This is a genomic window from Paraburkholderia hiiakae (assembly GCF_904848665.1).
Lineage (GTDB): Bacteria > Pseudomonadota > Gammaproteobacteria > Burkholderiales > Burkholderiaceae > Paraburkholderia > Paraburkholderia hiiakae.
In genome coordinates, this window is the sequence record NZ_CAJHCQ010000017.1 from 90,571 (window position 1) to 111,914 (window position 21,344).

General features: G+C 64.8%; 21 protein-coding genes. 15 read left to right on the plus strand and 6 right to left on the minus strand.

From position 1 onward, the window contains the following. Positions 1-16: 16 nt before the first annotated feature. Together JMY28_RS27610 and JMY28_RS27615 are read left to right on the plus strand one after the other, a co-directional pair. The gene (locus JMY28_RS27610) at positions 17-325 is read left to right on the plus strand and encodes a hypothetical protein (RefSeq protein WP_201699076.1); all 309 of its coding nucleotides are present in this window, start codon (positions 17-19) and stop codon (positions 323-325) included. Between the two features lie 15 nt (positions 326-340). Next, the gene (locus JMY28_RS27615) at positions 341-2,002 is read left to right on the plus strand and encodes a methyl-accepting chemotaxis protein (protein ID WP_201699077.1); all 1,662 of its coding nucleotides are present in this window, start codon (positions 341-343) and stop codon (positions 2,000-2,002) included. A gap of 4 nt (positions 2,003-2,006) precedes the next feature. Here the strand turns inward: JMY28_RS27615 and JMY28_RS27620 are convergent, their stop codons facing one another. Further along, positions 2,007-2,750 (minus strand): FadR/GntR family transcriptional regulator, encoded by a 744-nt coding sequence (locus tag JMY28_RS27620; RefSeq protein WP_201699078.1) that lies wholly within the window; start codon positions 2,748-2,750, stop codon positions 2,007-2,009. Positions 2,751-3,152: 402 nt separating this feature from the next. Between JMY28_RS27620 and JMY28_RS27625 the strand changes: the two genes are divergently transcribed. Genes JMY28_RS27625 through JMY28_RS27640 form a run of 4 tightly spaced genes read left to right on the plus strand, consistent with a single transcriptional unit; the run spans position 3,153 to position 7,857 of the window. Then, a complete protein-coding gene (locus JMY28_RS27625) occupies positions 3,153-4,280 on the plus strand; it encodes a sugar ABC transporter substrate-binding protein (protein WP_201699079.1) in 1,128 nt (375 codons plus the stop codon). A gap of 36 nt (positions 4,281-4,316) precedes the next feature. Beyond that, a complete protein-coding gene (locus tag JMY28_RS27630) occupies positions 4,317-5,897 on the plus strand; it encodes a sugar ABC transporter ATP-binding protein (RefSeq protein WP_201699080.1) in 1,581 nt (526 codons plus the stop codon). Continuing rightward, complete coding sequence (locus JMY28_RS27635) at positions 5,894-6,874, plus strand: ABC transporter permease (RefSeq protein ID WP_201699081.1); 981 nt, start codon at positions 5,894-5,896, stop codon at positions 6,872-6,874. The genes JMY28_RS27630 and JMY28_RS27635 overlap by 4 nt, the downstream gene beginning before the upstream one ends. Next, the gene (locus JMY28_RS27640) at positions 6,871-7,857 is read left to right on the plus strand and encodes an ABC transporter permease (protein WP_201699082.1); all 987 of its coding nucleotides are present in this window, start codon (positions 6,871-6,873) and stop codon (positions 7,855-7,857) included. Before JMY28_RS27635 ends, JMY28_RS27640 begins: the two co-directional genes overlap by 4 nt. A 67-nt stretch (positions 7,858-7,924) precedes the next feature. Here JMY28_RS27640 and JMY28_RS27645 read toward each other — a convergent pair whose 3' ends face one another. Then, positions 7,925-8,728 carry an SDR family NAD(P)-dependent oxidoreductase gene (locus JMY28_RS27645; protein WP_201699083.1) on the minus strand — a complete coding sequence of 268 codons (804 nt, stop codon included), beginning with the start codon at positions 8,726-8,728 and terminating at the stop codon, positions 7,925-7,927. Positions 8,729-8,870: 142 nt separating this feature from the next. Between JMY28_RS27645 and JMY28_RS27650 the strand changes: the two genes are divergently transcribed. Beyond that, the gene (locus JMY28_RS27650) at positions 8,871-9,824 is read left to right on the plus strand and encodes a GlxA family transcriptional regulator (RefSeq protein WP_201699084.1); all 954 of its coding nucleotides are present in this window, start codon (positions 8,871-8,873) and stop codon (positions 9,822-9,824) included. A gap of 12 nt (positions 9,825-9,836) precedes the next feature. Here JMY28_RS27650 and JMY28_RS27655 read toward each other — a convergent pair whose 3' ends face one another. Further along, the gene (locus JMY28_RS27655) at positions 9,837-10,844 is read right to left on the minus strand and encodes a GlxA family transcriptional regulator (RefSeq protein ID WP_201699085.1); all 1,008 of its coding nucleotides are present in this window, start codon (positions 10,842-10,844) and stop codon (positions 9,837-9,839) included. 39 nt (positions 10,845-10,883) lie between these two features. After that, the gene (locus JMY28_RS27660) at positions 10,884-12,281 is read right to left on the minus strand and encodes an MFS transporter (protein ID WP_201699086.1); all 1,398 of its coding nucleotides are present in this window, start codon (positions 12,279-12,281) and stop codon (positions 10,884-10,886) included. A gap of 154 nt (positions 12,282-12,435) precedes the next feature. On the opposite strand from JMY28_RS27660, the gene JMY28_RS27665 reads away from it, so the two are divergent. The 7 genes from JMY28_RS27665 to JMY28_RS27695 all read left to right on the plus strand — a co-directional run bounded on the left by JMY28_RS27665 (position 12,436) and on the right by JMY28_RS27695 (position 17,947). Beyond that, positions 12,436-12,723, plus strand: a complete 288-nt coding sequence (locus tag JMY28_RS27665) for a hypothetical protein (protein ID WP_201699174.1) — start codon at positions 12,436-12,438, stop codon at positions 12,721-12,723. 98 nt (positions 12,724-12,821) lie between these two features. Continuing rightward, positions 12,822-13,721, plus strand: a complete 900-nt coding sequence (locus tag JMY28_RS27670) for a LysR family transcriptional regulator (RefSeq protein ID WP_201699087.1) — start codon at positions 12,822-12,824, stop codon at positions 13,719-13,721. A gap of 169 nt (positions 13,722-13,890) precedes the next feature. Further along, positions 13,891-15,219, plus strand: coding sequence for an MFS transporter (locus JMY28_RS27675; RefSeq protein ID WP_201699088.1), 1,329 nt, complete (start codon positions 13,891-13,893; stop codon positions 15,217-15,219). Positions 15,220-15,253: 34 nt separating this feature from the next. Further along, positions 15,254-16,294 carry an amidohydrolase family protein gene (locus tag JMY28_RS27680; RefSeq protein WP_201699089.1) on the plus strand — a complete coding sequence of 347 codons (1,041 nt, stop codon included), beginning with the start codon at positions 15,254-15,256 and terminating at the stop codon, positions 16,292-16,294. Next, positions 16,291-16,974: an RraA family protein gene (locus tag JMY28_RS27685; RefSeq protein ID WP_201699090.1), complete on the plus strand. Its 684-nt coding sequence runs from the start codon at positions 16,291-16,293 to the stop codon at positions 16,972-16,974. The genes JMY28_RS27680 and JMY28_RS27685 overlap by 4 nt, the downstream gene beginning before the upstream one ends. Positions 16,975-17,056: 82 nt before the next feature. Further along, positions 17,057-17,449, plus strand: coding sequence for a hypothetical protein (locus JMY28_RS27690; RefSeq protein WP_201699091.1), 393 nt, complete (start codon positions 17,057-17,059; stop codon positions 17,447-17,449). 189 nt (positions 17,450-17,638) lie between these two features. After that, a complete protein-coding gene (locus JMY28_RS27695) occupies positions 17,639-17,947 on the plus strand; it encodes a LacI family DNA-binding transcriptional regulator (protein ID WP_201699092.1) in 309 nt (102 codons plus the stop codon). A gap of 336 nt (positions 17,948-18,283) precedes the next feature. Here the strand turns inward: JMY28_RS27695 and JMY28_RS27700 are convergent, their stop codons facing one another. Continuing rightward, a complete protein-coding gene (locus tag JMY28_RS27700; RefSeq protein WP_069265932.1) occupies positions 18,284-18,550 on the minus strand; it encodes a DUF4148 domain-containing protein in 267 nt (88 codons plus the stop codon). A 191-nt stretch (positions 18,551-18,741) separates the two neighbouring features. After that, positions 18,742-19,728, minus strand: coding sequence for a GGDEF domain-containing protein (locus tag JMY28_RS27705; protein WP_236597070.1), 987 nt, complete (start codon positions 19,726-19,728; stop codon positions 18,742-18,744). Positions 19,729-20,086: 358 nt separating this feature from the next. Between JMY28_RS27705 and JMY28_RS27710 the strand changes: the two genes are divergently transcribed. After that, a complete protein-coding gene (locus JMY28_RS27710) occupies positions 20,087-21,340 on the plus strand; it encodes a serine hydrolase domain-containing protein (RefSeq protein ID WP_201699094.1) in 1,254 nt (417 codons plus the stop codon). Positions 21,341-21,344: the final 4 nt, after the last annotated feature.

Below are 21,344 nucleotides of genomic sequence, written 5' to 3' on the forward strand. Positions count from 1 at the left end.
GTATCTGGAGAATTCCGTGAGCACCAGTGACGAGATGCTGTTGAACTCGATGACCGCGCTAGTGAGCGCGCATGGCAAGGCCATCTCGCGCTTCGGTGCGAGCGTGGTGGTGATGACGAAGTTCGTGGAGGCGGTGTTGCCGCAGCTGTCTACTGCGCAGATCGAGCGCACGATCCTCGCGTTTCGCGCGCAGCTCGGCGAAGCGATGGTCGTGGCCGACGACGTGCTGTTGCCCGGCGAATACCGCACCACGCTGATCGAACAGGCGAATATGCTGCTGGCCCGAATGGGCAGCGACGCCGTCCCAACCACGTCGAGGCCCTGAAGCGGGAAGAAGGCAATGCGTAATCTGACGATTCGAAAAGGGCTGTTGCTCGTGCTCTGCACGTTCGCGGCGATGCTGGTGGTGGGCGCTGCGGTAGGTGTCCTGATGATCGGCCGCGCCGACGATTCGGCGCGTTTCATCCACGAAGTCGCGCGCCAGGACGCGCTCGCGCTCGCCTTGCGCGAGGACGCGGCGCTTGCGCAAACGGCACTGGCGCGCGCGTACCAGGCTGCGAAGGAAACGAGCGATGCAGCGGCGAGCGCCGAAGCGCAAAAGCGGGCGCAGCAGGACGCACGCGATCTCTTCGATCAGGCCGCGAAGCACGGCACCGCGCTGCGCACGAGCGCACCGTTCGACACGGCTGCGGTCCAGCAGCGCGACGCCTTGCTCGCCACGTGGGGCACGCTCGCGGATGCGCTGCGGCGCGCGGCCACGGCGCTCGAAGCTGGCGACACGGCAACGTATGCCACGCTTGCCGCCGGAGATGTCACCAGCGCGAATGCGCAGTTTTCGGCAAGCGTGAGCGCTTTGCGCGCGAACGCGGACGCCGCCATGCGCGCGACGCTCGACCAGGGCGAGCGCGAGCACGACTGGGTGATGGCGATGGTGGCGGTGGGTTTGTCAGGCGCGTTGGCGCTCGTCGTCGCGACCCATATGGCGCTGCGCCGCCTCGTTACGGCGCCGCTTAAGGAGGCGGTGGAAGTGCTGAACCAGATCGCCGCGAACGATCTCTCGGTCCACATAGCCGGTGGCGGGCGCAACGAAATCGGGCAGTTGCTCGGCGCGATGCGGCGCATGCAAGGCGGTCTGAGCCATACGGTGCGCAGCGTGCGCACGAGTTGCGATGCGATCAATACGGGCGCCCGCGAAATCGCGGCGGGCAACCTCGATCTGTCGAGCCGCACGGAGCAGCAGTCGGCGTCGCTGGAGCAGACGGCGTCGAGCATGGAGCAGCTCACGTCGAGCGTGCGTCAGAACGCGCAGCACGCGAACGCCGCGAGCGCGCTCGCCGCTGGGGCGGCGGATGTCGCACAGCGTGGTGGACGCGTGGTCGAGCACGTGATCGAAACGATGGAGGAGATCAGCCGCAGCTCGGGCAAGATCGCGGACATCATTGGCATCATCGACGGCATTGCGTTTCAGACCAATATCCTCGCGCTCAACGCTTCGGTCGAGGCCGCGCGCGCGGGCGAGCAGGGGCGCGGCTTCGCGGTCGTCGCGGGCGAGGTGCGCATGCTCGCGCAGCGCAGCGCCGCAGCGGCGCGCGAGATCAAGTCGCTGATCGACGCCTCGGTGCATGACGTGCGCAATGGCCGCTCGCTCGTGGGCGAAGCGGGTGCGACGATGGCCGAGATCGTCGCATCGGTGGATAAGGTGTCGGGCCTCATGAAGGAGATCGCCTCGGCCACCGTGGAGCAGAGCGCGGGCATCGAGCAGGTCGAGACGGCGGTGAGCCAGATGGATCAGGTCACGCAGCAGAACGCGGCGCTCGTGGAAGAGGCGGCGGCTGCCGCGGAGTCGCTCGAGCAGCAGGCAAGCCAGATGGCCGAAGCGGTGGCGACGTTCCGCGTGAACGAGACGGCGGACACGCCGGAGGGGGCGCCGCTGGTTACTCAGTCGGCCATTGGGCACGAGGAAGGCGCGCCGCCCGCGCATGCACTGCCTGCGGCCGCATAAGACGCTAACGCCAGGCCTGCGTGAACTCGCCGATCACGCGTGCGAGATGCGCCTGCATCGCCGCCCGCGCGGCGCACGCGTCGCGCGCCATGATGGCCGAGAAGATGCGCTGGTGGTCTTCCTGCGACGCGGCGCGCAAAGCGGGCGTATGGAAGTGCTCCTCGATCTTCTTCCACAGCGGGTCGGCGCGTGAGTTGTCCCACATCGCGCTCACCACCTGCCGCAGCATGTCGTTTCCCGTCGCGCTCGCAATGGCCAGGTGGAACTCGCGGTCAGCAGCCTCGTTCGCGGCCTTGTCGTCCATGTTTTCGCGCATCGCGCGCAACGCGGCGAAGAGGCGGTCGAGGTCCGAATCCTTGCGTTCGGTCGCGGCGAGCGCCGCGATCCCGCTTTCGATCACGTCCCGCGCGCGCAGCGTCTCGATCGGGCCCGGCCCGCGCGGCAGTTCGAACGCGATAGTGCGCGCCTCTTGCGCTTCGGCCACATAGATACCCGAGCCTACGCGCACCTCGACCACGCCTTGCACTTCCAGCGCGATGATCGCCTCTCTCACCTGCGTGCGGCTCACGCCGAAACGCTCAGCGAGCGTGCGCTCGGAAGGCAGGCGGGCGCGGGGCCCGGCCGGCGTGCGCCCGACTTCGCCCGCCGCGATCAGGTCGTAGATCTGTTTCGCGAGGCCGACGTAGGAGCGGTCGGCCGCGTCCGCATCGGCGGCGCGACCGGTTGGCGTGTGCGAAAGATCGGCCATCCAGGATTCTCGAAAGCGTCGAAGCCGCCAGGCGGCGGCTGAGGTTCGGCAAAATGGTACACCAGTTGCCACGCCATCACGCATAGAGGCGACGTGGGTTTCCGTCCGATTTATGCCCGATTTATGCCCAGACTGGCCCTGCGCCGGGTCCACTGGTAAACCACTATCGCGCACCGATTGGTATGCCAGTACTGTCAGACGGGGTGGCGTTCACGCATGCCCGTCGTTTTGCTTCGAGGGGACGCCTTTGAAGATGTCATTTCGCTGGTTCGGCGCGTCCGATCCAGTCCCGCTGCAGCACATCCAGCAAGATTCCCCGCTTCACGCACACGGTGTCGGCCATTCCCGACCCGCCCGGTGCGCCGGCTATCAGTAAGTTCTATCCGACAAAAAGGAGACAACATGCTTTCAGGAATCCAGGTGCTTCGAGCGGCGGCGACCGCGGCAATGGCGCTGTGCGCAAGCGCGGCTTTCGCGCAGGCATCGATCGTTTCCGGGCCGCCCAGCGACCCCACGTGTATGGTCCCCTGGAAGACCGACACGAAGTTCATCAAGTATCCGAAGAAGAGCGGGCCGTACCGCATTGCGCTCGTGAACGGCTATATCGCGAACACCTGGCGTATCCAGATGATCAAGACGGCCAAGGCCTATACGGCGCAACCGGCTGTGGCCGCCAAGCTCAAGGAATTCAAGGTCGTCTCGACCGGCGAGGATGTCCCGGCGCAGATCTCAGCCGTCAATAACTTCATCGACGCCGGCTACGACGCGATCATCGTCGACGCGCAGAATCCCGCCTCGTTCGGTCCCGCGATCCGCCGCGCGAAGAAAGCCGGCGTCGTGCTGGTCGCGTTCGACAATACGCTCGACAGTGAAGACGCGATCAACGTGGACGTCGACCAGTACGGGCTTGGCGTGCTGTGGGCCAAGTGGCTCGCGAGCCATCTGCCGAGCGGCGGCAAGGTGCTGGAAGTGCGCGGCGTGGCGGGCACGTCGGTCGACACCGACCGGCACAATGGTTTCACGAAGACCCTGGACGAGACCGGCAAGAAGTGGAACGTCGTGCAGGTCTACGGCAAGTGGGACGACGCCGTCGCGCAGAAGGCCACGGCCGACGCGATTGCCGTGCAGGGCCATTTCGACGGCATTTCGGCGCAGGGCGGCGACACGGGTGTCGTGCGCGCGATGATCGATGCGAAACATCCGTTCGTGCCGTTCGGCGGCGAGACGGAGAATGGCTTTCGCAAGTTCTGCGCGCAGTACGGAGCCCAGGGCCTGAAGTGCACGTCGGCGGGCAGCGGACCTGCGCAGGTGGCCGTGGCGATCAAGACGGCGCTTGCCGCGCTCGACGGCCAGACGGTTCCCGTGGCGATCAAGCTGCCGCTCGACGTCACCGACGACTCGAAGCTGAAGGCGGGCGCGAACTACTTCCCGAACGAGTCGGACAACTTCTTCGTGGGCAATTCGTTTCCCACTTGCGGCATCAACTTCTCCGCGCAGGAGATCATGACGCAGAGCCAGGGCAACCAGTGAACGCGTGAAGACGGGCGACGTGACGGGAGACGAAGCATGCAGCAGGATGCAGAGCAGCCGTTCTTTCAGATGTCCGGCGTGTCGAAAAGCTACGGCGGCGCCGTGGCGCTCGATCACGCGGACCTGGCAGTACGAAGGGGCCGCATTCACGCGATCCTGGGTGAGAACGGCGCAGGCAAGTCCACGCTGCTGAAGGTGATGTCCGGCGTCGTACAGCCGGACGAGGGCGTGATGCATCTCGATGGCCGCGAAGTCTCGTTTGCTTCGCCCGCCGAGGCGAACGCGGCCGGCATTGTCTGCGTGTATCAGGAACTGTCGCTGATTCCCGACCTGAGCGTGGCCGACAACATCTTCGCTTCGAATCCGCCGCGCCGCTTTGGCATGATCGACCGCCGGGCGCAGCGCCGCCAGGCCGAGGAAGCGCTCGCGCGTGCGGGTGCGGCCGATATCAATCCGCTCGCGAAAGTCCGCGACCTGCCGCTGTCGCGCCAGCAGATGGTCGAGCTTGCCAAGGGGCTCGCGCACGAACCGCGCATTCTGATCCTCGACGAGGCCACCTCGGCGCTCACCGCGGCCGACGTGGCGCGCGTGATCGAGGTGCTCAAGCGCCTGCGGCAAGAGGGGCTGGCTATCCTCTTCATTTCGCACCGCATGCACGAGGTGAAGGCGCTCGCGGACGAATGCACCGTCTACCGCAATGGCCGTCATGTGATGAGCTTCGAGGCGGGCGCGCGCTCGGATAATGAGGTCATCGAAATGATGATCGGCCGGAAGTACCAGCATGCTTTCCCGGACAAACCCGCGCAAAAGCCCGAGCAGTTGAGCGTCGCCGCTCCGGTTCTCGCCTGTCACGACCTTGCGTGGAGCGACACGCTGCGAGGCATCAGCTTTTCGCTGAAGCCCGGTGAAATTCTCGGTCTCGGCGGCCTCGACGGGCAAGGGCAGCGCGAACTCCTGCTCGCGCTGTTCGGCGTGCTGCGTGGTTGCGCGGGCAAGATCGAGATCGACGGGAAGGCCGTGTCGATCGGCAGCCCGGTTGCCGCGCGCGCCAAGGGAATCGGCATGGCACTGATCCCGGAGGACCGCAAGACCGAAGGCCTGATGCTGCCGATGTCGGTGCGAGAAAACCTCTCGTTTGCCGCCCTCGATCGCATGTCCACCGCCGGCGTCATCGATCGCGACCGTCAGCAGTCGTTCGTAGACCGAATGATGGAACTCCTCGCGATCAAATCGCACGGCGTCGACGCGCCAGTGGGCTCGCTGTCGGGCGGCAACCAGCAGAAGGTGGTCATCGCGAAGTGGCTGATCCGCAAGCCCAGAATCCTGCTCCTGAGCGACCCGACGCGCGGCATCGATGTGGGCACCAAGCAGGAGCTTTATCAGTTGCTCAGGCGTCTTGCCGACGAGGGCGCCGCGATCCTGTTCTATTCGACCGACTACGACGAGTTGATCGGCTGCTGCGACCGCGTGCTCGTGCTTTACGAAGGCAGGATCAAGAAGGAACTCGTCGGGCCGGCGATCACCGAACAGAACCTGATCGCGAGCGCACTGGACCTGCCGGTTGGACAAATCGCGCAGGTTGCGCAAGCTTCGCCTTCCACAGGAGTCGCGCCATGAGCGCTCTGCGTTACTGGTATGCGGAAAATCGCGGGACGGCGTTCGCGTTCGGCCTGTTCGTCCTGATGTTCGCGATCTATCTCTTCAACTATCCGTCGAGTTTGTCGGCGAATGTGTTTCAGACCGCGGCGAACAAGGCGGTGCTGCTCGCGCTGGTGTCGATGGGCCAGGCGCTCGTCGTGCTCACGGCCGGCATCGATCTCTCTATCGGCATGATGCTCGTGCTGACGAATTGCATTGGCTCGTGGATCGTCACGGGCGACGCGCTGCATAGCGCGCTCGGCATTGTTGGTGTGCTTGCAGCGGGCGCGTTGTGTGGCGCGCTCAATGGCGTGATCATCATTTTCGGCCGTCTGCAACCGATCGTGACGACGATCGCGACGGGCGCCGTCTACTACGGAATCGCGCTGCTGCTGCGCCCCGTGCCCGGCGGAACGATCAACGACGATCTCGCCGACGCCCTGACCGGCAAGGTCGCGGGCATCGTGCCGGCGAGCCTGCTGATTCTCATTGCGGCGGTGGTGATCGTCTGGATTCCTTTCAAACGCTCGGCTGTGGGGCGTGCGGCGTATGCGACCGGTTCGTCCGAACCCGCGGCCTTTCTCTCCGGCATGCCGATCCGCCGCGCGAAGTTCGCAAGCTACACGCTGGCGGGGCTGCTCGCCGCGATAGGCGGCCTCTTCCTGACCTTCTTCACCGACACCGGCGAAGCGAGCCTTGGCAGCGCCAACTCGTACACGCTCTTTTCAATTGCCGCCGTGGTGATCGGCGGCGTGTCGCTGCTCGGCGGCAAGGGCAGTGCGATTGGCGCGGTCTTCGGCGCGTTCGCGTTCCGCTCGATCGGCGACCTGCTGTTCGTGTTCAACGTCGACGCGCTGTGGCAGCCGCTATTCCAGGGCGTGATTCTTCTGCTTGCTGTCGCGATCGGCGCATGCGGGCTCTTCAGCGTACGCAACCGTCTGGAGTGGTTCCAATGAGCGGCGTTTCTGCAAGCACCCGGACCACGTTCGTGTCGAGGCTCACGCGCAGGATCGACAAGCCGATCGTGATCGCGTTCGGGTGCATCATTGCGCTGCTGCTCGTCGGCGGGATGTATTCGCGCAACTTCACGTCGCCGGAGTACATCCTGCTGCAACTGAAGGTCGGCGCATTTCTCGGGATTATCGCGACCGGGCTGATGATGGTGATTCTGCTCGGCCACATCGATCTGTCTCTGCCGTGGACGATCACGGTCGGCGCAATGATGGCGTGCGCCGTGTCGGGTCATGGCGAACTCGGGCAAATTCTCGCGATTCCGGTCGGCATTGGTTGCGGCGTGCTGATCGGCATCGTCAACGGCATTCTCGTCGCACTCCTGCGCATTCCTTCGATGATCGCGACGCTCGCGACCAACGCGGTCGCGCAGGGCATCATGATTGTCTACACGGGCGGATCGTCGCCGCAGGATTCCGCGCCGCCCGTCATGCGATGGCTTGCCGCGGGCTGGCTCGTCCCCGGCGTGCCCAATGCTGTCGCGCTGTGGGTGGTGATCGGGGCCGCGACGATATTCCTGCTCTCGCGCACGACCTTCGGCCGCACGCTATACGCGATCGGCAACACCGAGCGCGCCGCATATCTCTCGGGCATCGATACGCGGCTCGTGACCGTGGCCGCGTTCGCCGTGTGCAGCGCATTCGCCGCGTTCGGCGGCGTGCTGCTCGCGGGTTACGCGTCGAAGGCGGCGCAGTCGATGGGCGACGCCTACCTGCTGCCCGCGATCGCGGCGGTGGTGCTCGGCGGCACGTCCATTCTGGGTGGCCGAGGCTCGTACCTCGGCACCGTGGCCGGTGCAATCCTCATCACGCTGCTGCAATCGATCCTCTCGGTCGCGCAGATGCCGGAGGCGGGACGCCAGATCATCTACGGCGTGGTGATTGCCTCGATGCTGCTCCTGTACGGGCGCAGCAAGCGGGAAGCGTAAGTTACGGGGGCGAGCCTACCGCTTGACTCGCCCCGTTTCAGTCAACCCGTCCGATCGAACGAGAACGTCACTGCACAGCCCGATAGCGCGGCGCGGGCGTGTTACTCGACAGTCGCGTGGACATCGCGCGGCGAGCCGTCTCGAACGTGTTCCATTGCTCCACGTCGTGCAGCGAAGGAATCGTCACGGTTTCGCCTCGCTCGAAGCCGGTGAGGGCGGCGCTCACCATGTCTTGCGCGGACATGACGATCGCACTGTCGAGATGTTCGAGCGGCAGTCCACCCGTCTCCCAGAACTCCGTAGCCGTGGCGCCGGGCAGCACCGCCTGCACGCGGATGCCCTTGTCCGCCAGTTCGTGATGCAGCGACTGGCTGAAGGCGAGCACGAACGCCTTGGTGCCGCCATACACGCCGTTGAGGATCTCGGGCGCGATGCTCACGATGGAGGCGATGTTGATGATCGCGCCGTTGCCGCGCGCGACGAACCCCGGCACGGCCGCATAGGTGAGCCGTGTGAGCGCGGTGACATTCAACTCGATCATGCGCGTCATGTAATCGACATCGCTCTCCACGAGCGGCGTGTGCGTGCCGATGCCCGCGTTGTTCACGAGCAGCGTGAGGCTGGCGTCGTCACGCAGGCGTGCTTCCACGGCGGCGAGATCGTCACGGTCGTTGAGGTCGGCGGCGAGCACTTCCACGTCGCGCTCGGTTTCGCTGGTGATGCGGTCCGCGAGCGCGGCGAGCCGGTCGCGATTGCGCGCGACGAGCACGAGGTCGTAGCCCTGGCGCGCGAGTTCTGCGGCGTACACGGCGCCGATGCCGGAAGACGCGCCGGTGACGAGCGCGGTGCCGCGATGAGATGGTTGGGTCATGATTGCACTCCTTTGCGTAGCGGCGCGCGTGGTTAGGTAACGTACGAGTGGCGCTGCTGTGAATGCATTCTGGCCGCGATTGACCGTGGCGCAAATGACGTATATGGTCGCGTTTTAGGACATGCAGCGACAGGAGTAGGACATGCACCGCATCGGCTACCTGCTGAGCGACGGGTTCCAGGTGATGGCGCTCGCGACCCAAAGCGTTTTCGAATACGCGAATGTGGTGGCGGGCACGCCGTTTTACGCAATCGAGAACTATTCGGTGGCGGGCGGCGCGGTGCGTTCGTCGCTCGGCATGAGTGTGGACACGCAGCGCACGCCCGCGCCCACGCGCAGCCGAGTGGACACCTGGATCGTGGCGGGCGTGAACGATCCGCTTGCCGAGGCCGCACCGCCCGCGGTGCTGGCGTTCCTGCGCCGCGCGAGCGGTCGCGCGCGCCGGGTGGCGGGCATCTGCACGGGCGGCTTCGTGCTGGCCGAGGCGGGCCTGCTCGACGGCCGCCGCGCCACCATGCACTGGTTCTACGCGCGCGATTTGCAGCAACGCTTTCCCGAGGTTCGCGTGGAAGACGACCGCATCTATATCGTCGACGGTCCGGTCTGGACTTCTGCGGGCATGACAGCGGGGCTCGATCTCGCGCTCGCCATGGTCGAGCGCGACCTCGGCGCGGAAGTGGCGCGCTCGGTTGCGCACAAACTCGTCATGCATCAACGGCGCTCAGGCGGCCAGTCGCAGCATTCCGAAATGCTCGCGCTCGCGCCAAAATCCGACCGCATCCAGAACGCGCTCGACTACGCGCGCCGCAACCTGAGCCGCGCGCTGACGGTAGAGGAACTCGCCGAAGCCGTGCATCTGAGCCCGCGCCAGTTCAGCCGCGTATTCACGGCGGAAACGGGCCAGTCGCCCGCGCGCGCTGTGGAGGGGCTGCGCCTGGAGGCGGCGCGGCTCATGATCGAGCAGAGCACGCATCCGCTCGATGTCATCGCACGCGAGACCGGCTTTCGTGACCGGCGGCACATGCGGGAGGCGTTCGTGCGTGGCTTTGGCGTGCCGCCACAAGCGGTGCGGCGCGAGATGCGCGCGGGGGCGTAGGCGAAAGCGCGACTACGAATCCGCTTTTACGCTGCGTTCGCCCTTCAGTTTGGCCTTCGCAGTGACCGCGCCGAAGTGCGCGCGATATTGCTGCGGTGTGGTGCCCAGCTTGCGCTTGAATGCCACGCGCAAATGATCGGCGTCGCGCATGCCGCATCGGAAGGCCACGGTTTTCAATGGCGCCGTGCTGTTTTCGAGCATGACGCGCGCCGCGTCGATGCGTGCGCTCTCGACAAATTCGGCGGGCGTCACGTTGGTATCGCGCACGAAGATTCTCGCGAAGGTGCGCTTGCTCATCTTCGCAACGGCGGCGAGCACTTCCACGCCCAGATCCTCATTCAGATGTCCGAGCACGTACTGCTGCACCTGGGCAATGGGCGACGACGCCTCCGCGTAGGGCGTGAGGTACGGGCTGAACTGCGACTGGCCGCCCGCGCGCTGCACGAACACCACCAACCGCCGCGCCACGTTCAGCGCGATTTCCGGACCGTGGTCCTGAGCCAGCAGGTACAACGAAAGATCGATGCCCGCCGTCACGCCCGCCGAGGTATAGAGATTGCCGTCCTGAATGAAGATCCGGTCGAATTCGACGTTCGCAGTGGGGCACATCGCGGCGAGGGTGGCGGCGTCGTTCCAGTGCGTTGTGACGGTGCGCTCGTCGAGCAAGCCCGCGCGCGCGAGCGTCAGCGCGCCGTTGCAGATGGATCCGAAGCGCCGGGCGCGTGCGCTGGCTTCGCGCAGCCATGCGTGCGCCGCATCGGCAAGCGGTTGCTCCACGAGCGAGGGTCCACCTGCAACAAGCAGCAAATCGTAGTGGCCGCGTGCCTCCTCGAAGTACCGGTCCGCGCCGATGCGCACGCCGCTCGAGCAGCGTACGGTGTCGCGCTCCGTTGCGATCAGCTCTAGCTGGTATTGCGCCTCGGGTGCGAGCAGCCGATTGGCCTCCGAGAAAACGTCGGTGGGCCCGAACACGTCGAGGGCCTGGACGCCTGGAAAGACAAGAAGCGCAACGGTAAGCATCGGTTTGGACGAGGAGCGTAGTCAGGGGTCGGAGTCTCGCTAGCGTCGCGCGAGAATATGCGCGCCCGCGCTGCGCGGCAGCAGCACACTGTCCGCCACGCCTAACGCCGCGAGCGCAGTGATGAACCAGAACGCCAGGTGGAAGTCGGCGGCGGCAGCCGTGCCGGCGTGCGTGCCGCGCAGCGCCTCGGCAACCGACAGCGCCAGCGCGCCTACGGCGATCCCCATGCCGGCGTTCATCTGCTGCAGCACGGAGAACAGTGTCGTCGCATCGCGCATTTGCGCCTGAGGCACGTCGGCGAAACCGATGGTGTTCAGCGCGGTGAACTGCATCGAGCGCACGAGGCCGCTGAAGAACAGCAGCGCCGCCACGATCACGCGCGGCGTGTCGGCCCCGAGCAGCGTGAAGCCCGCGAAGCCGAGCGCGACCAGTGTGCCGTTGGCAATCAGCACAGTGCGAAAGCCGAAGCGGTTCATGATCCACGTGGTGCCCGGCTTCATGCACAAATTGCCGGCGAACAGCCACAGCAGCAGCGCGCCCGAAGCCACGGCGCTCCACCCGAACGCCACCTGGAACATCAGCGGCAACAGAAACGGCGCGGTGCCGATGGCCGTGCGAAAGAGCGAGCCGCCGAACACGGTCACGCGAAACGTGTTGATCTTCACGGGCGCGAGGTCGAACAGCGGATGCGGCACGCGGCGCAAATGCACGACGGCAGCCGCCAATAGCGCAACGCCCGCCACACACGTACCGATCGACACGAAAGCGGTGACGTCCGAGCGGCTCGCCATCTCGATGCCGCTCATGACGCACGCGAAGCCCAGGCCGCTCAGCACGAACCCGAAGGTGTCGAAGCGCCTGGGTTGCGTGTGCTCGTCGCGCAGGAGCATCAGTGCGGCGACGAGCGCGGCCACGCCGAGCGGCAGGTTGAGCAGGAAGATCCAGTGCCAGCTCCAGTGCGTGCTGATCCAGCCGCCGAGCGGCGGCCCGAGAATAGGCGCGACCAGCGCGGGCCAGGTGAGGATCGCAATGGCGCGCACGATCTCGTGCTTCGGCGTGTCGCGCAGCACGACGAGCCGGCCCACCGGCACCATCATCGCGCCGCCTAGCCCCTGCAGCACGCGCGCGGCGGTGAACGCAAAGAGGCCGGTGCTCATCGCGCAGAGCAGCGAGGCCACGCTGAACACCGTGATGGCCGTGGCGAACACGCGGCGCGCGCCAAAGCGCTCGGCGAACCAGCCGCTCACGGGAATGAACATCGTCAGCGCGACGAGATAGGCGGAGACGCCGATCGAGAGATACGCGGGCGCGGTGTGAAAGTCGCGCGCGATGATGGGCAGCGAAGTGGTGATGACCGTGGCGTCGAGGTTCTCCATGAAGAACGTTGCGGCCACAAGGAATGCGACGGCGGTGCGGCGATCGAGAGCGTGCAGCATCAGGCGTGTTCCAGGACGTGATTCATCGTCCGCGGCCAGATTCGGCGCGGAGTGTCCCTCATTCTACTGAAGTTGGCTCACTCCGTTTGCAGGCACGTTCCCTGCGTGACCTGGTTGGACCATGCGATATCCATCGCAAAGGGAGGTCGAAACGATGAACAACCAGTCCGACAAGTCCGAACAGCCCGAAGATGCACCGGATCCGCGCGGCACCGATCTGCCCAAGCCGTTTGGGGACGCTGTGCCCGCACCTGCCGAGCCGGGTCTCGATCAGCCGTTGCCGCCGAAGACGCACGATTTGCCAACGGAGGAGGCGGGCGAGAGCCCGGGAGAGTCAGATCGAGCGCCGAACAACGATATTTCCAGGCCACTAGGCGACGCGGTGCCCACGCCGGTCGAGCCGGGCCTCGATCAGCCTTTGCCGCCAAAAAAGCAGCCGTGACATGAGCGGCGGTTGCACCAGGCCTTGAGCGCATTCCGCGAAGTTGGCCCAAGCTCGCTGTATTACGATGCAGGGCAAATCGATACGGAGATGATGGGATGAATGAGCTTCGGGGCCTGCAGTGTTTCGTGACACTCGCCGAAGAACTGAACTTCAGCCGCGCCGCGGAACGTCTGCACATCGCGCAGCCGGCGCTGAGCCAGCAGATACGCGCTCTGGAGGACCGCGTGGGCACGCAACTGATCGATCGCACGCGCCGCCCGTTGCGCCTGACGGAAGCGGGCCAGTATCTGGCCACCGAAGCGCGGCAGATTCTCGGTTCGCTCGCCGAGGTGACGCAGGGCGCGCTGGAGATCGGCGTTGGCCGGCGCGGCTGGCTCAGTATCGGCTTCACGCGCTCGTCGATGTACAGCGTCCTGCCGCCCGCGCTCAAGGCGTTTCATCAGGCGTATCCGCAGGTCGAACTCAAGCTGTTCGAAATGCTGACCGACGAGCAGACCGACGCGTTGCGCGACATGCGCATCCATATCGGCATTGGGCGGCAGCCGCTTGCGGAGCCCGGTTACACGACCTTGCCGCTGTTGCGCGAGCGGCTCGTGGTGTTGATGGCGTCCGATCATCCGCTCGCCAAACGAAAGAAGGTGCGCATCGACGAGCTCGCCGATACGCCGTTGATCCTCTATCCGAAGCATCAAAATGCGCAGTTCAAGCGCACGGTGCAGGCGCTCTACCGCGACGCGGGCGTGACGCCATTCGTCGCGCACCAGGCTTACGAGATCCAGACTGCCATTGCACTCGTGGCGGCGGGGCTTGGTGTGACGGTGGTGGGCGAATCGGTGGCGCGGCATGGCCGCGCCGACGTCGTCGCGCGCCACCTCGACGGCCCCGGCGCCGCGCAGCGCACCGTGTTGGCGGCGACATTCCGCAGCGACGATGCCTCGCCGCATCTGCGCGCGTTTCTCGAGTGCCTGCCGCCGCCGCTTGCCAGCACACTATAAGCGCACGCTTATAGAAGCATAAGTATCGCGTCTTGGACTCGACGCTCCCCGCTTCTTATTATCGAAACTCAGGCGTCCCGTCTCGTGGGGTGCCGCCGGCGGCGGTCATCGCTGCGGGCCGATAACGATGCAGCGACGGCACCGCCCGTCGCCATGAGGCGGAGACAGCATGAGTCACTTCGACGAAGCAGCAACCATGCGAAAGGTTTACAAGCGGCTTGTGCCGCTGCTTTTCTGCATGATGTTTTTCAATTATCTGGACCGTATCAATATCGGTTTCGCCGCGCTCGACATGAATTCGGACATGGGCTTCGACCCAGCCGTGTTCGGCTTCGCGGGCAGCATTTTCTTTGTCGGCTACATGCTGCTGGAAGTGCCCAGCAATCTGTTGTTGCACCGCGTGGGCGCGCGCCGCTGGATCGCGCGCATTCTGCTCACGTGGGGCGCCGTTGCGGCCGCAACGGCCTTCGTGTTCAACGCCTCGAGCTTCTACGTGCTGCGCTTTTTGCTGGGCGTGATGGAAGCGGGCTTTCTGCCGGGCATTGCGGTCTATCTGACCTACTGGTTTCCGGAGCGCTACCGCGCCCGCGCCGTGGGCGGGTACATCATCGCGGGGTCGTTCTCGGCCGTGCTCGGCGGTCCGCTCTCGACCACGCTAATGACCTACGCGAACGGTGTGCTCGGCATGCACGGCTGGCAGTGGATGTTCATTCTCGAAGGCGTGCCCGCCATGCTGCTCGGCCTCATTACGCTGCGCATCATGACCGAGCGTCCCGCCGACGCCGACTGGCTTTCCGTGGAAGAGAAGCAATGGCTCGAGTCCACGCTCGCCACGGAACGCGAGGCGCTTGGCGGCCATCGGCATTTTTCGCTGCTGAAGGTGGCTAGCGATATTCGCGTCTGGAGCCTCGCGTGTCTGTTCGGCTGCGCGCTGGTCGGCATTTACGGGCTCTTCCTGTGGCTGCCGCAGATCGTGAAGAGCCTGGGACATCTCAACAACATCGAAGTGGGCTTCCTCTCCGCCGCGCCGCCGCTCTTGGGCGTGCTGGGCACGTACCTCGTGAGCCGCAGCTCGGATCGCACCGGCGACCGCAAATATCACCTCGCGTTCGTCTACGGCATGAGCGCACTCGCGATTGCGGGCAGCGCGTATGCGCCGAATCCGCTGCTGGCGTATGCGCTGCTTTGCGTGACGGGCCTCTTCATCTACGCGGGCAACCCGCTGTTCTGGAGTCTGGCCGCTTCGTTCAGAACCGGCGCTGCGGGCGCGGCAACGATTGCGCTCATCAATACGATCGCGCAGTTCGGCGGCGTAGTAGGGCCGTGGAGCATTGGTCTCGTGCGCCACGCCACCGGCAGTTTCAAGTTCGCGCTGCTTACCATCGCCGCTTTCCTCGTGGTCGCCACGCTCATTGCCATCGTGATGCGCGTGAAGCCCGCCGGGAACGGCGCCTCGACCCCGGCGCTCGTTGGCCGCAATGAAGCGACGGAAAGCTGATTGTTATCGTCCGTACACCTGATGGAATTGTTACATGATCATTGATTGCCACGGCCACTACACGACCTCGCCGCCCCAGCACGAAGCCTGGCGCGCTAAACAGATTGCCGCGCTCAAGGACGGCACGCCGGTGCCACCGCGCCCAACGATTACCGACGACGAGATTCGCGAGAGTATCGAAAGCGGCCAACGCAGCATTCAGCGCGAGCGCGGCACGGACCTGACGATTTTCTCCCCGCGCGCCGCCGGCATGGGGCACCACCAGGCGGGCGAAGCGGCGAATGCGCTTTGGTCCGGCGCATGCAATGACCTGGTGCATCGCGTGTGCTCGCTTTTTCCGCAGTATTTCGTGGGCGTTTGCCAGTTGCCGCAGGCGCCGGGCGTGTCGCCGGAAAACTGCATTCCCGAGTTGCAACGCTGCGTGGAGGAGTTGGGATTCGTTGGCTGCAACCTGAATCCCGATCCCTCGGGCGGGCACTGGTCGGGGCCGCCGGTCACGGACCGCTCGTGGTATCCGCTTTACGAGGCCATGGTGGAGCTCGACGTGCCCGCGATGATTCACGTTTCATCGTCGTGCAATCCTAACTTTCATGCGACGGGCGCGCACTACCTCAACGGCGACACCTCGGTGTTCATGCAGTTGCTGCAGGGCGACCTCTTCGCCGACTTCCCGACGTTGCGCTTCATCATTCCGCATGGCGGCGGCGCGGTGCCCTATCACTGGGGGCGTTATCGCGGCCTGGCGCAGGACATGAAACGGCCGCTTCTGAAGGACTATCTCCTCAAGAATGTGTTCTTCGATACCTGCGTGTACCACCAGCCGGGTTCCGACCTGCTCGCCAAGGTGATTCCGGTCGAGAACATCCTGTTCGCCTCGGAGACGATCGGCGCGGTGCAGGGCATCGACCCGGAAACCGGGCACTACTACGACGACACGCGCCGCTACATCGACGCGAACGAATGGCTCAGCGACGCCGATCGGCAACGCATTTACGAAGGCAACGCGCGTGCGGTGTACAACCGCCTTTCCGCGCAGATCGAACGACAAACCGCACTGGAAGGGATGACGAAATGAATCAGAGTTCAAACCCGATCGGCTGGCGCGAAAACGCATCCGCTTCGCAGGCCAGCGAAGCGACGCTCGCCGCGTTGCGCGAACTGGCCGTGTCGCTCCTGAGCGACAACATGGCCCGCTCGAGCGGTATTCTCGGCCTGCAGCCGTTCCACAAGGCGAAGCCGATGGCGGGCACGGCCGTGACGGTGCGCACGCGCCCCGGCGACAATCTTGCCATTCATCGCGCCTTCGACTTCTGCCGGCCCGGAGACGTGCTCGTGATCGATGGCGCAGGTGAAGTGAGCCAGGCGTTGATGGGCGACATCATGTCGAGCTACGCGGAGAGCCTCGGCGTGCGGGGACTCGTGATCGACGGCGCGATTCGCGACGTTGGCGCGATTCGCGAGCGCGACTTTCCCGTTTATGCGCGCGGCGTGACGCATCGCGGACCCTACAAGAACGGGCCTGGCGAAATCAATGTGCCCGTGACCATCGGCAGGATGGTCGTCAATCCCGGCGACATCATCGTCGGCGACGAGGACGGCTTGCTCGCCATTGCACCCGAAGATGTGGAAACCGTCATTGCGGGCGCGCGCAAGCAAGGCGAAAAGGAGGCCGCCGCATTGCAGGCGATAGCCGAAGGCCGCTTCGACCGCGCATGGGTGGTGCCGCATATCGAACGCATGAGAGGCGGGGCTTGATGATCTCACGCGGCGCCAGGCGTTAAGATGCGCGCTGGAGCCGTTACGCTCCCTGGCTCAACCGCAGACCCATTCTTGCTCCATGACCCGATACCTTGACGCTGCCGCGCTGCGCGCACTCGCCGTACTTGCGGAGCGAACCGAGCCGCCGCCGTGCACCTGCACGAAAACGCCACTCGATGGCTGGCAATCGCAACCGCTTTCGCTCGACGAGCGGCAACTGGAACAGATCGGCACGCTCGTATGCGCGGACGAAGCCGAGGCGACCTTTGCCGAACATCTGCCGGGGGGAGCAGGCTACTGGTCGGAGAATGCGCCGATCGCGCCCCGGCACTTTCCCTATAACCGTTGTGGTGTCTGGAAATGCACGCTGTGCGGACGCCTTTACCTTCGCTACACGGAAGGCGGCGGCTATTTCGTCGATCAGCGCATCCGTGCGTTGAAAGCGCGCTTGATCGAGGATGTGCCGCTTTGAGGCGTTGAGCGCTTGCCCCGTCAAAACAGCGCGGGTCGCCACGATAAAAAGCCAGCGGATGAGAAAATCGTCCGCTGGTTTTTTTGTTTCCCTGGCTTCTTCGGCCCTTCGGTCACTTATGGTTATGGTGTTTCGCACCGTGCCGGCTCCGCGAGCGCGGACTGATTCCAATCATCATTAAACCAGCGCATGGGTATTCGGGAACTCGCCAAAGTACTGAAGCTGTCCGTTTCCACCGTGTCGCGCGCCTTGAACGACAGCGATGGGGTGGGCGCCGAAACGCGCGAGCGCGTGCGCGCCGCCGCGCTCGAGCATGGCTACGCGCCTGGCAAGTCGGCCGCGAGCCTGCGCCGGGGGCGGCTCGACACGATCTACGTGCGGCCGAATACGCTGCTCGCGATCGGGACCGAGGACCAGCGTCCCGATTACGACTACGCATCGCGCAGCGAGCTACATCTGTTCGAGCTGGCCGATGGCGCGAGCGCGGCGCGTGCGTGACGCACGTCAGCGTGACCCGGCGCGGCGATACGCTGAATGTGCGATACGACGGCGTGAAGGGATCGTTGCCGCTGACACTGCGGCAATGGCCCGAGCTGCGTGACGCTGGAGGAGCTGGAGGATTGAGGGCGCACGCCGGAGAATCAGGCGTGGTGGTGCAGTTGCCGGCAGGCGAGGGAGAAGTGGTTTTGCGCATCCAGGCGTAAAGCCAGGATCGCGAACGCCAGAAATACAACTAGCCCGCCATCGCAACACACTGCAATGGCGGGCTAGAGGGCAACAGCTACACAACAGCCAGGCAACAACGACAAAGCGCGGCTTATTCAGCCTGACAGCTTACTGCGCGGCTTGACCTGCTTGCGACGAACCGTTGTTCACGCCGCCCACTGCGCTGTTCTGCGCAGCGACACGAGCTTCAGCAGCTTGAACGTTCGCCGGATATTCATTGGGGTTCGAACGCGCCGGATTGAAGCCGGCCTTTTCGACCTGGACCATGTCTGCACGGACTTGCGCGCGCGTCACGGGCTGGTTCGACTGGGCGAACACGGCGACGGGAGCGGCGAGGGCGGCAGCGATAACAACGGCTTGGACGAGCGATTTCATGACATAACCTCCAGATTTACTTTCTTCTTTAGCTGCCTACAGGGTTGTTTGCAGCAATGAAGTCAGTTTAGGAGGGTCAGGGACTAGGGTAAATACCTAAGAAACGAATTCACTGTTTCCGCCGGGAGAACAATCCGGACATGGGCGTCGCGCAGGCCGGCGATTACCGAACGTGGCGGGAGTGATCGGGGTCAGACCATACTGGGCGTCACGCCGACCGTATCGACGAACTCTGTCTTCCCCATGCCGCGCGACTTGGCCCGGTACATGGCGCTGTCTACGGCGCGCATCAGGGTTCGCGCGTCGAGCGAGCGGCTGCCGGTGCCTTCCGTGAGCAGGCACACACCAATGCTGCACGATACGGTTACCGGATAGCCGCCCACGGTGCGCATGTTGGCGAGAATCGCGTGGATGCTGTTGGCGATCGTGAGCGCGTCGTTCTTGTCGTAGACGTGACGGGCCAGCACGACGAATTCGTCGCCGCCCAGGCGTGCGAGCGTGTCGCCGCGCCGCATGCGGCGCACGAGCGCCGCGGCGAAGCTGCGCAGCAGTTCGTCGCCCACCGCGTGCCCGAAGGAGTCGTTCACTTCCTTGAAGCCGTCGAGATCGACGAGCAGCATGGCGGTGCGATCGACTTCGCCGGCGCGCGTAAAGAGCGTGCGCCCAATGGCCTGCTCGAGCCGCACGCGGTTGTAGAGCCCAGTGAGCGGATCGGTCGACGCCTGGCGTTCCAGGCGGCAGACGAGCACCGCCAGATAGACGGAAGTCGCCACGATGCTGAACGCGATGCCGAGCGCGGCCGTGATGTTGGCGCGCCACCACGGCTGCCAGTGCATCAGGCCCATGATGCCGACGAGCGCCACGACACACGAAAGACCTAGCATGCGCTGGCCATGGCGGCAGCCCGCGCCGACCAGAAACCAGAAGGCTACCCACAGAAGCGGCAGCGCGGCCGTGCCGCCCACGGCCAGCGCGGCGGTGACGATTGCCTGATCGGCGAACGTGGAGAGCGCGAGGCGCACGAGCGAGCGCGCTGGCGCGACGGTTACCGCCACATAAGTGAGCACGCCGAACGCCACATAAGCGGTGACCGCAAGAAGCGTTGCGTAGACATGCGTCGCGCGATAGATCGAGCAGGCAACGAGGTAGGCAAGAAGCACGACGGAACCGAGCGTCATGCGCAGTACGGCCTGCTCTTTTTCAGGGTCCTTCGGAAATGCGCGAAACAACGCCTTCCCGGGCCAGGAATGTGTTTCCGTCTCGCCCATGGCTGCCACCCCCGATGTCATTCTGTATTTTGTAGCCGCGTAGTGTACCCCACACATATTGCGTGTCGAGGCGCTAAAAAAACGAAATTCAACCGCCTCCGGTGTCGATGCGAGTGGCATGTGCGGTGAGCGTCAACGTTATGGCGTTGCACTGGACAACGCAATGCAACGCGGCGCAATTTCGCGCGGAATGACCGATACTGTGGCGCGCATCGCGTGTAATCCATCAATTCCGAATTGGCTCGGTCAACCCGGTAAAGGAGGCGTCATGGGTAGGGAAGGTCTGGAAAAGCAGGGTATGTCGTATGAACGGCTCGCGCGGATCGAACGTTTTCTCGACGAGAACTATGTCGGCACCGGCACGCTCGCCGGCACCGTCACCCAGGTGTGGCGGCGTGGCGAACTCGCGCTGAACTCGGTGCTGGGCTTCGCCGACCGCGAGCGGCAGACGCGAATGGCCGAGGACTCGATCTTCCGCATCTACTCGATGACCAAGCCCATTACGTCGGTGGCGATCATGATGCTGGTCGAGGAATGCAAGATCGCGCTCGACGACCCGGTCAGCAAGTACATCCCGTCATGGGAAAAGCTGGGCGTGTACGCGGGCGGTTTCATGGAGAGTTTCCAGACGCGCGCGAGCGCACGCCCGATGCGCGTGGTCGACCTGTTGCGGCATACCTCAGGGCTGACCTACGGCTTTCAGTCAAACACCAATGTCGATGCGGCGTATCGCAAGCTGAAGGTGGGTGAGCTTACGACCGCGGGCACGCTCGACGAAATGATCGAGAAGCTGGCCACGCTGCCGCTGGAATTTTCGCCGGGCGAAGCGTGGAACTATTCGGTGTCCACGGACGTGCTCGGCTATCTCGTCGGCAAGGTCAGCGGCATGGCCTTCGAGGACTTTCTGAAAGCGCGCATCTTCGACCCGCTCGGTATGGTCGACACGGCCTTTTACGTGCCGCAAGAGAAGGTGTCCCGCTTCTGCGCCTGCTATGCGATCGGCGCGCTCGGCTCGAAGCTCGTCTCCGAAAAAGGACCGACGCTGCAGGACGATCCCCAGACGAGTCCTTATCGCGAGCCGCCCTCGTTTGTTTCGGGCGGCGGCGGCCTGGTTTCCACGGCGGCGGACTACATGCGGTTCTCGCGCATGCTGCTGCGCGGCGGTGAACTGGACGGCGTGCGCTTGCTCGGGCCGAAGACCGTCGAACTGATGACGGCCAACCATCTGCCGGGCGGCGTCGACCTGCCGCGCCTCTCGCGCTCGATGTTCACCGAAGCGGCCTACGAAGGCGTGGGTTTCGGGCTCGGCTTCGCCACGACGATTGCGCCTGCATCCACGCTGATTCCGGGCAGCGCGGGCGACTTCTTCTGGGGTGGCGCGGCTAGCACCTTCTTCTGGGCCGATCCGCGCGAGGACATGATCGTGCTGTTTCTCACCCAACTGCTGCCCTCGACCGCGTATCCGATTCGCCGGCAGTTGCGCACGCTCGTTTACAGCGCGATTACGGCGTGCGGAACCTGAGTAT

Bases quoted from the DNA above. Each gene is read 5' to 3' on its own strand.
- JMY28_RS27695 (WP_201699092.1), top strand. From the start codon at position 17,639: ATGGGTATTCGGGAACTCGCCAAAGTACTGAAGCTGTCCGTTTCCACC.
- JMY28_RS27635 (WP_201699081.1), top strand. From the start codon at position 5,894: ATGAGCGCTCTGCGTTACTGGTATGCGGAAAATCGCGGGACGGCGTTC.
- JMY28_RS27620 (WP_201699078.1), bottom strand. From the start codon at position 2,750: ATGGCCGATCTTTCGCACACGCCAACCGGTCGCGCCGCCGATGCGGAC.
- JMY28_RS27670 (WP_201699087.1), top strand. From the start codon at position 12,822: ATGAATGAGCTTCGGGGCCTGCAGTGTTTCGTGACACTCGCCGAAGAA.
- JMY28_RS27625 (WP_201699079.1), top strand. From the start codon at position 3,153: ATGCTTTCAGGAATCCAGGTGCTTCGAGCGGCGGCGACCGCGGCAATG.
- JMY28_RS27700 (WP_069265932.1), bottom strand. From the start codon at position 18,550: ATGAAATCGCTCGTCCAAGCCGTTGTTATCGCTGCCGCCCTCGCCGCT.
- JMY28_RS27630 (WP_201699080.1), top strand. From the start codon at position 4,317: ATGCAGCAGGATGCAGAGCAGCCGTTCTTTCAGATGTCCGGCGTGTCG.
- JMY28_RS27680 (WP_201699089.1), top strand. From the start codon at position 15,254: ATGATCATTGATTGCCACGGCCACTACACGACCTCGCCGCCCCAGCAC.
- JMY28_RS27705 (WP_236597070.1), bottom strand. From the start codon at position 19,728: ATGACGCTCGGTTCCGTCGTGCTTCTTGCCTACCTCGTTGCCTGCTCG.
- JMY28_RS27675 (WP_201699088.1), top strand. From the start codon at position 13,891: ATGAGTCACTTCGACGAAGCAGCAACCATGCGAAAGGTTTACAAGCGG.
- JMY28_RS27685 (WP_201699090.1), top strand. From the start codon at position 16,291: ATGAATCAGAGTTCAAACCCGATCGGCTGGCGCGAAAACGCATCCGCT.
- JMY28_RS27615 (WP_201699077.1), top strand. From the start codon at position 341: ATGCGTAATCTGACGATTCGAAAAGGGCTGTTGCTCGTGCTCTGCACG.
- JMY28_RS27640 (WP_201699082.1), top strand. From the start codon at position 6,871: ATGAGCGGCGTTTCTGCAAGCACCCGGACCACGTTCGTGTCGAGGCTC.
- JMY28_RS27710 (WP_201699094.1), top strand. From the start codon at position 20,087: ATGGGTAGGGAAGGTCTGGAAAAGCAGGGTATGTCGTATGAACGGCTC.
- JMY28_RS27650 (WP_201699084.1), top strand. From the start codon at position 8,871: ATGCACCGCATCGGCTACCTGCTGAGCGACGGGTTCCAGGTGATGGCG.
- JMY28_RS27655 (WP_201699085.1), bottom strand. From the start codon at position 10,844: ATGCTTACCGTTGCGCTTCTTGTCTTTCCAGGCGTCCAGGCCCTCGAC.
- JMY28_RS27660 (WP_201699086.1), bottom strand. From the start codon at position 12,281: ATGCTGCACGCTCTCGATCGCCGCACCGCCGTCGCATTCCTTGTGGCC.
- JMY28_RS27645 (WP_201699083.1), bottom strand. From the start codon at position 8,728: ATGACCCAACCATCTCATCGCGGCACCGCGCTCGTCACCGGCGCGTCT.
- JMY28_RS27690 (WP_201699091.1), top strand. From the start codon at position 17,057: ATGACCCGATACCTTGACGCTGCCGCGCTGCGCGCACTCGCCGTACTT.
- JMY28_RS27665 (WP_201699174.1), top strand. From the start codon at position 12,436: ATGAACAACCAGTCCGACAAGTCCGAACAGCCCGAAGATGCACCGGAT.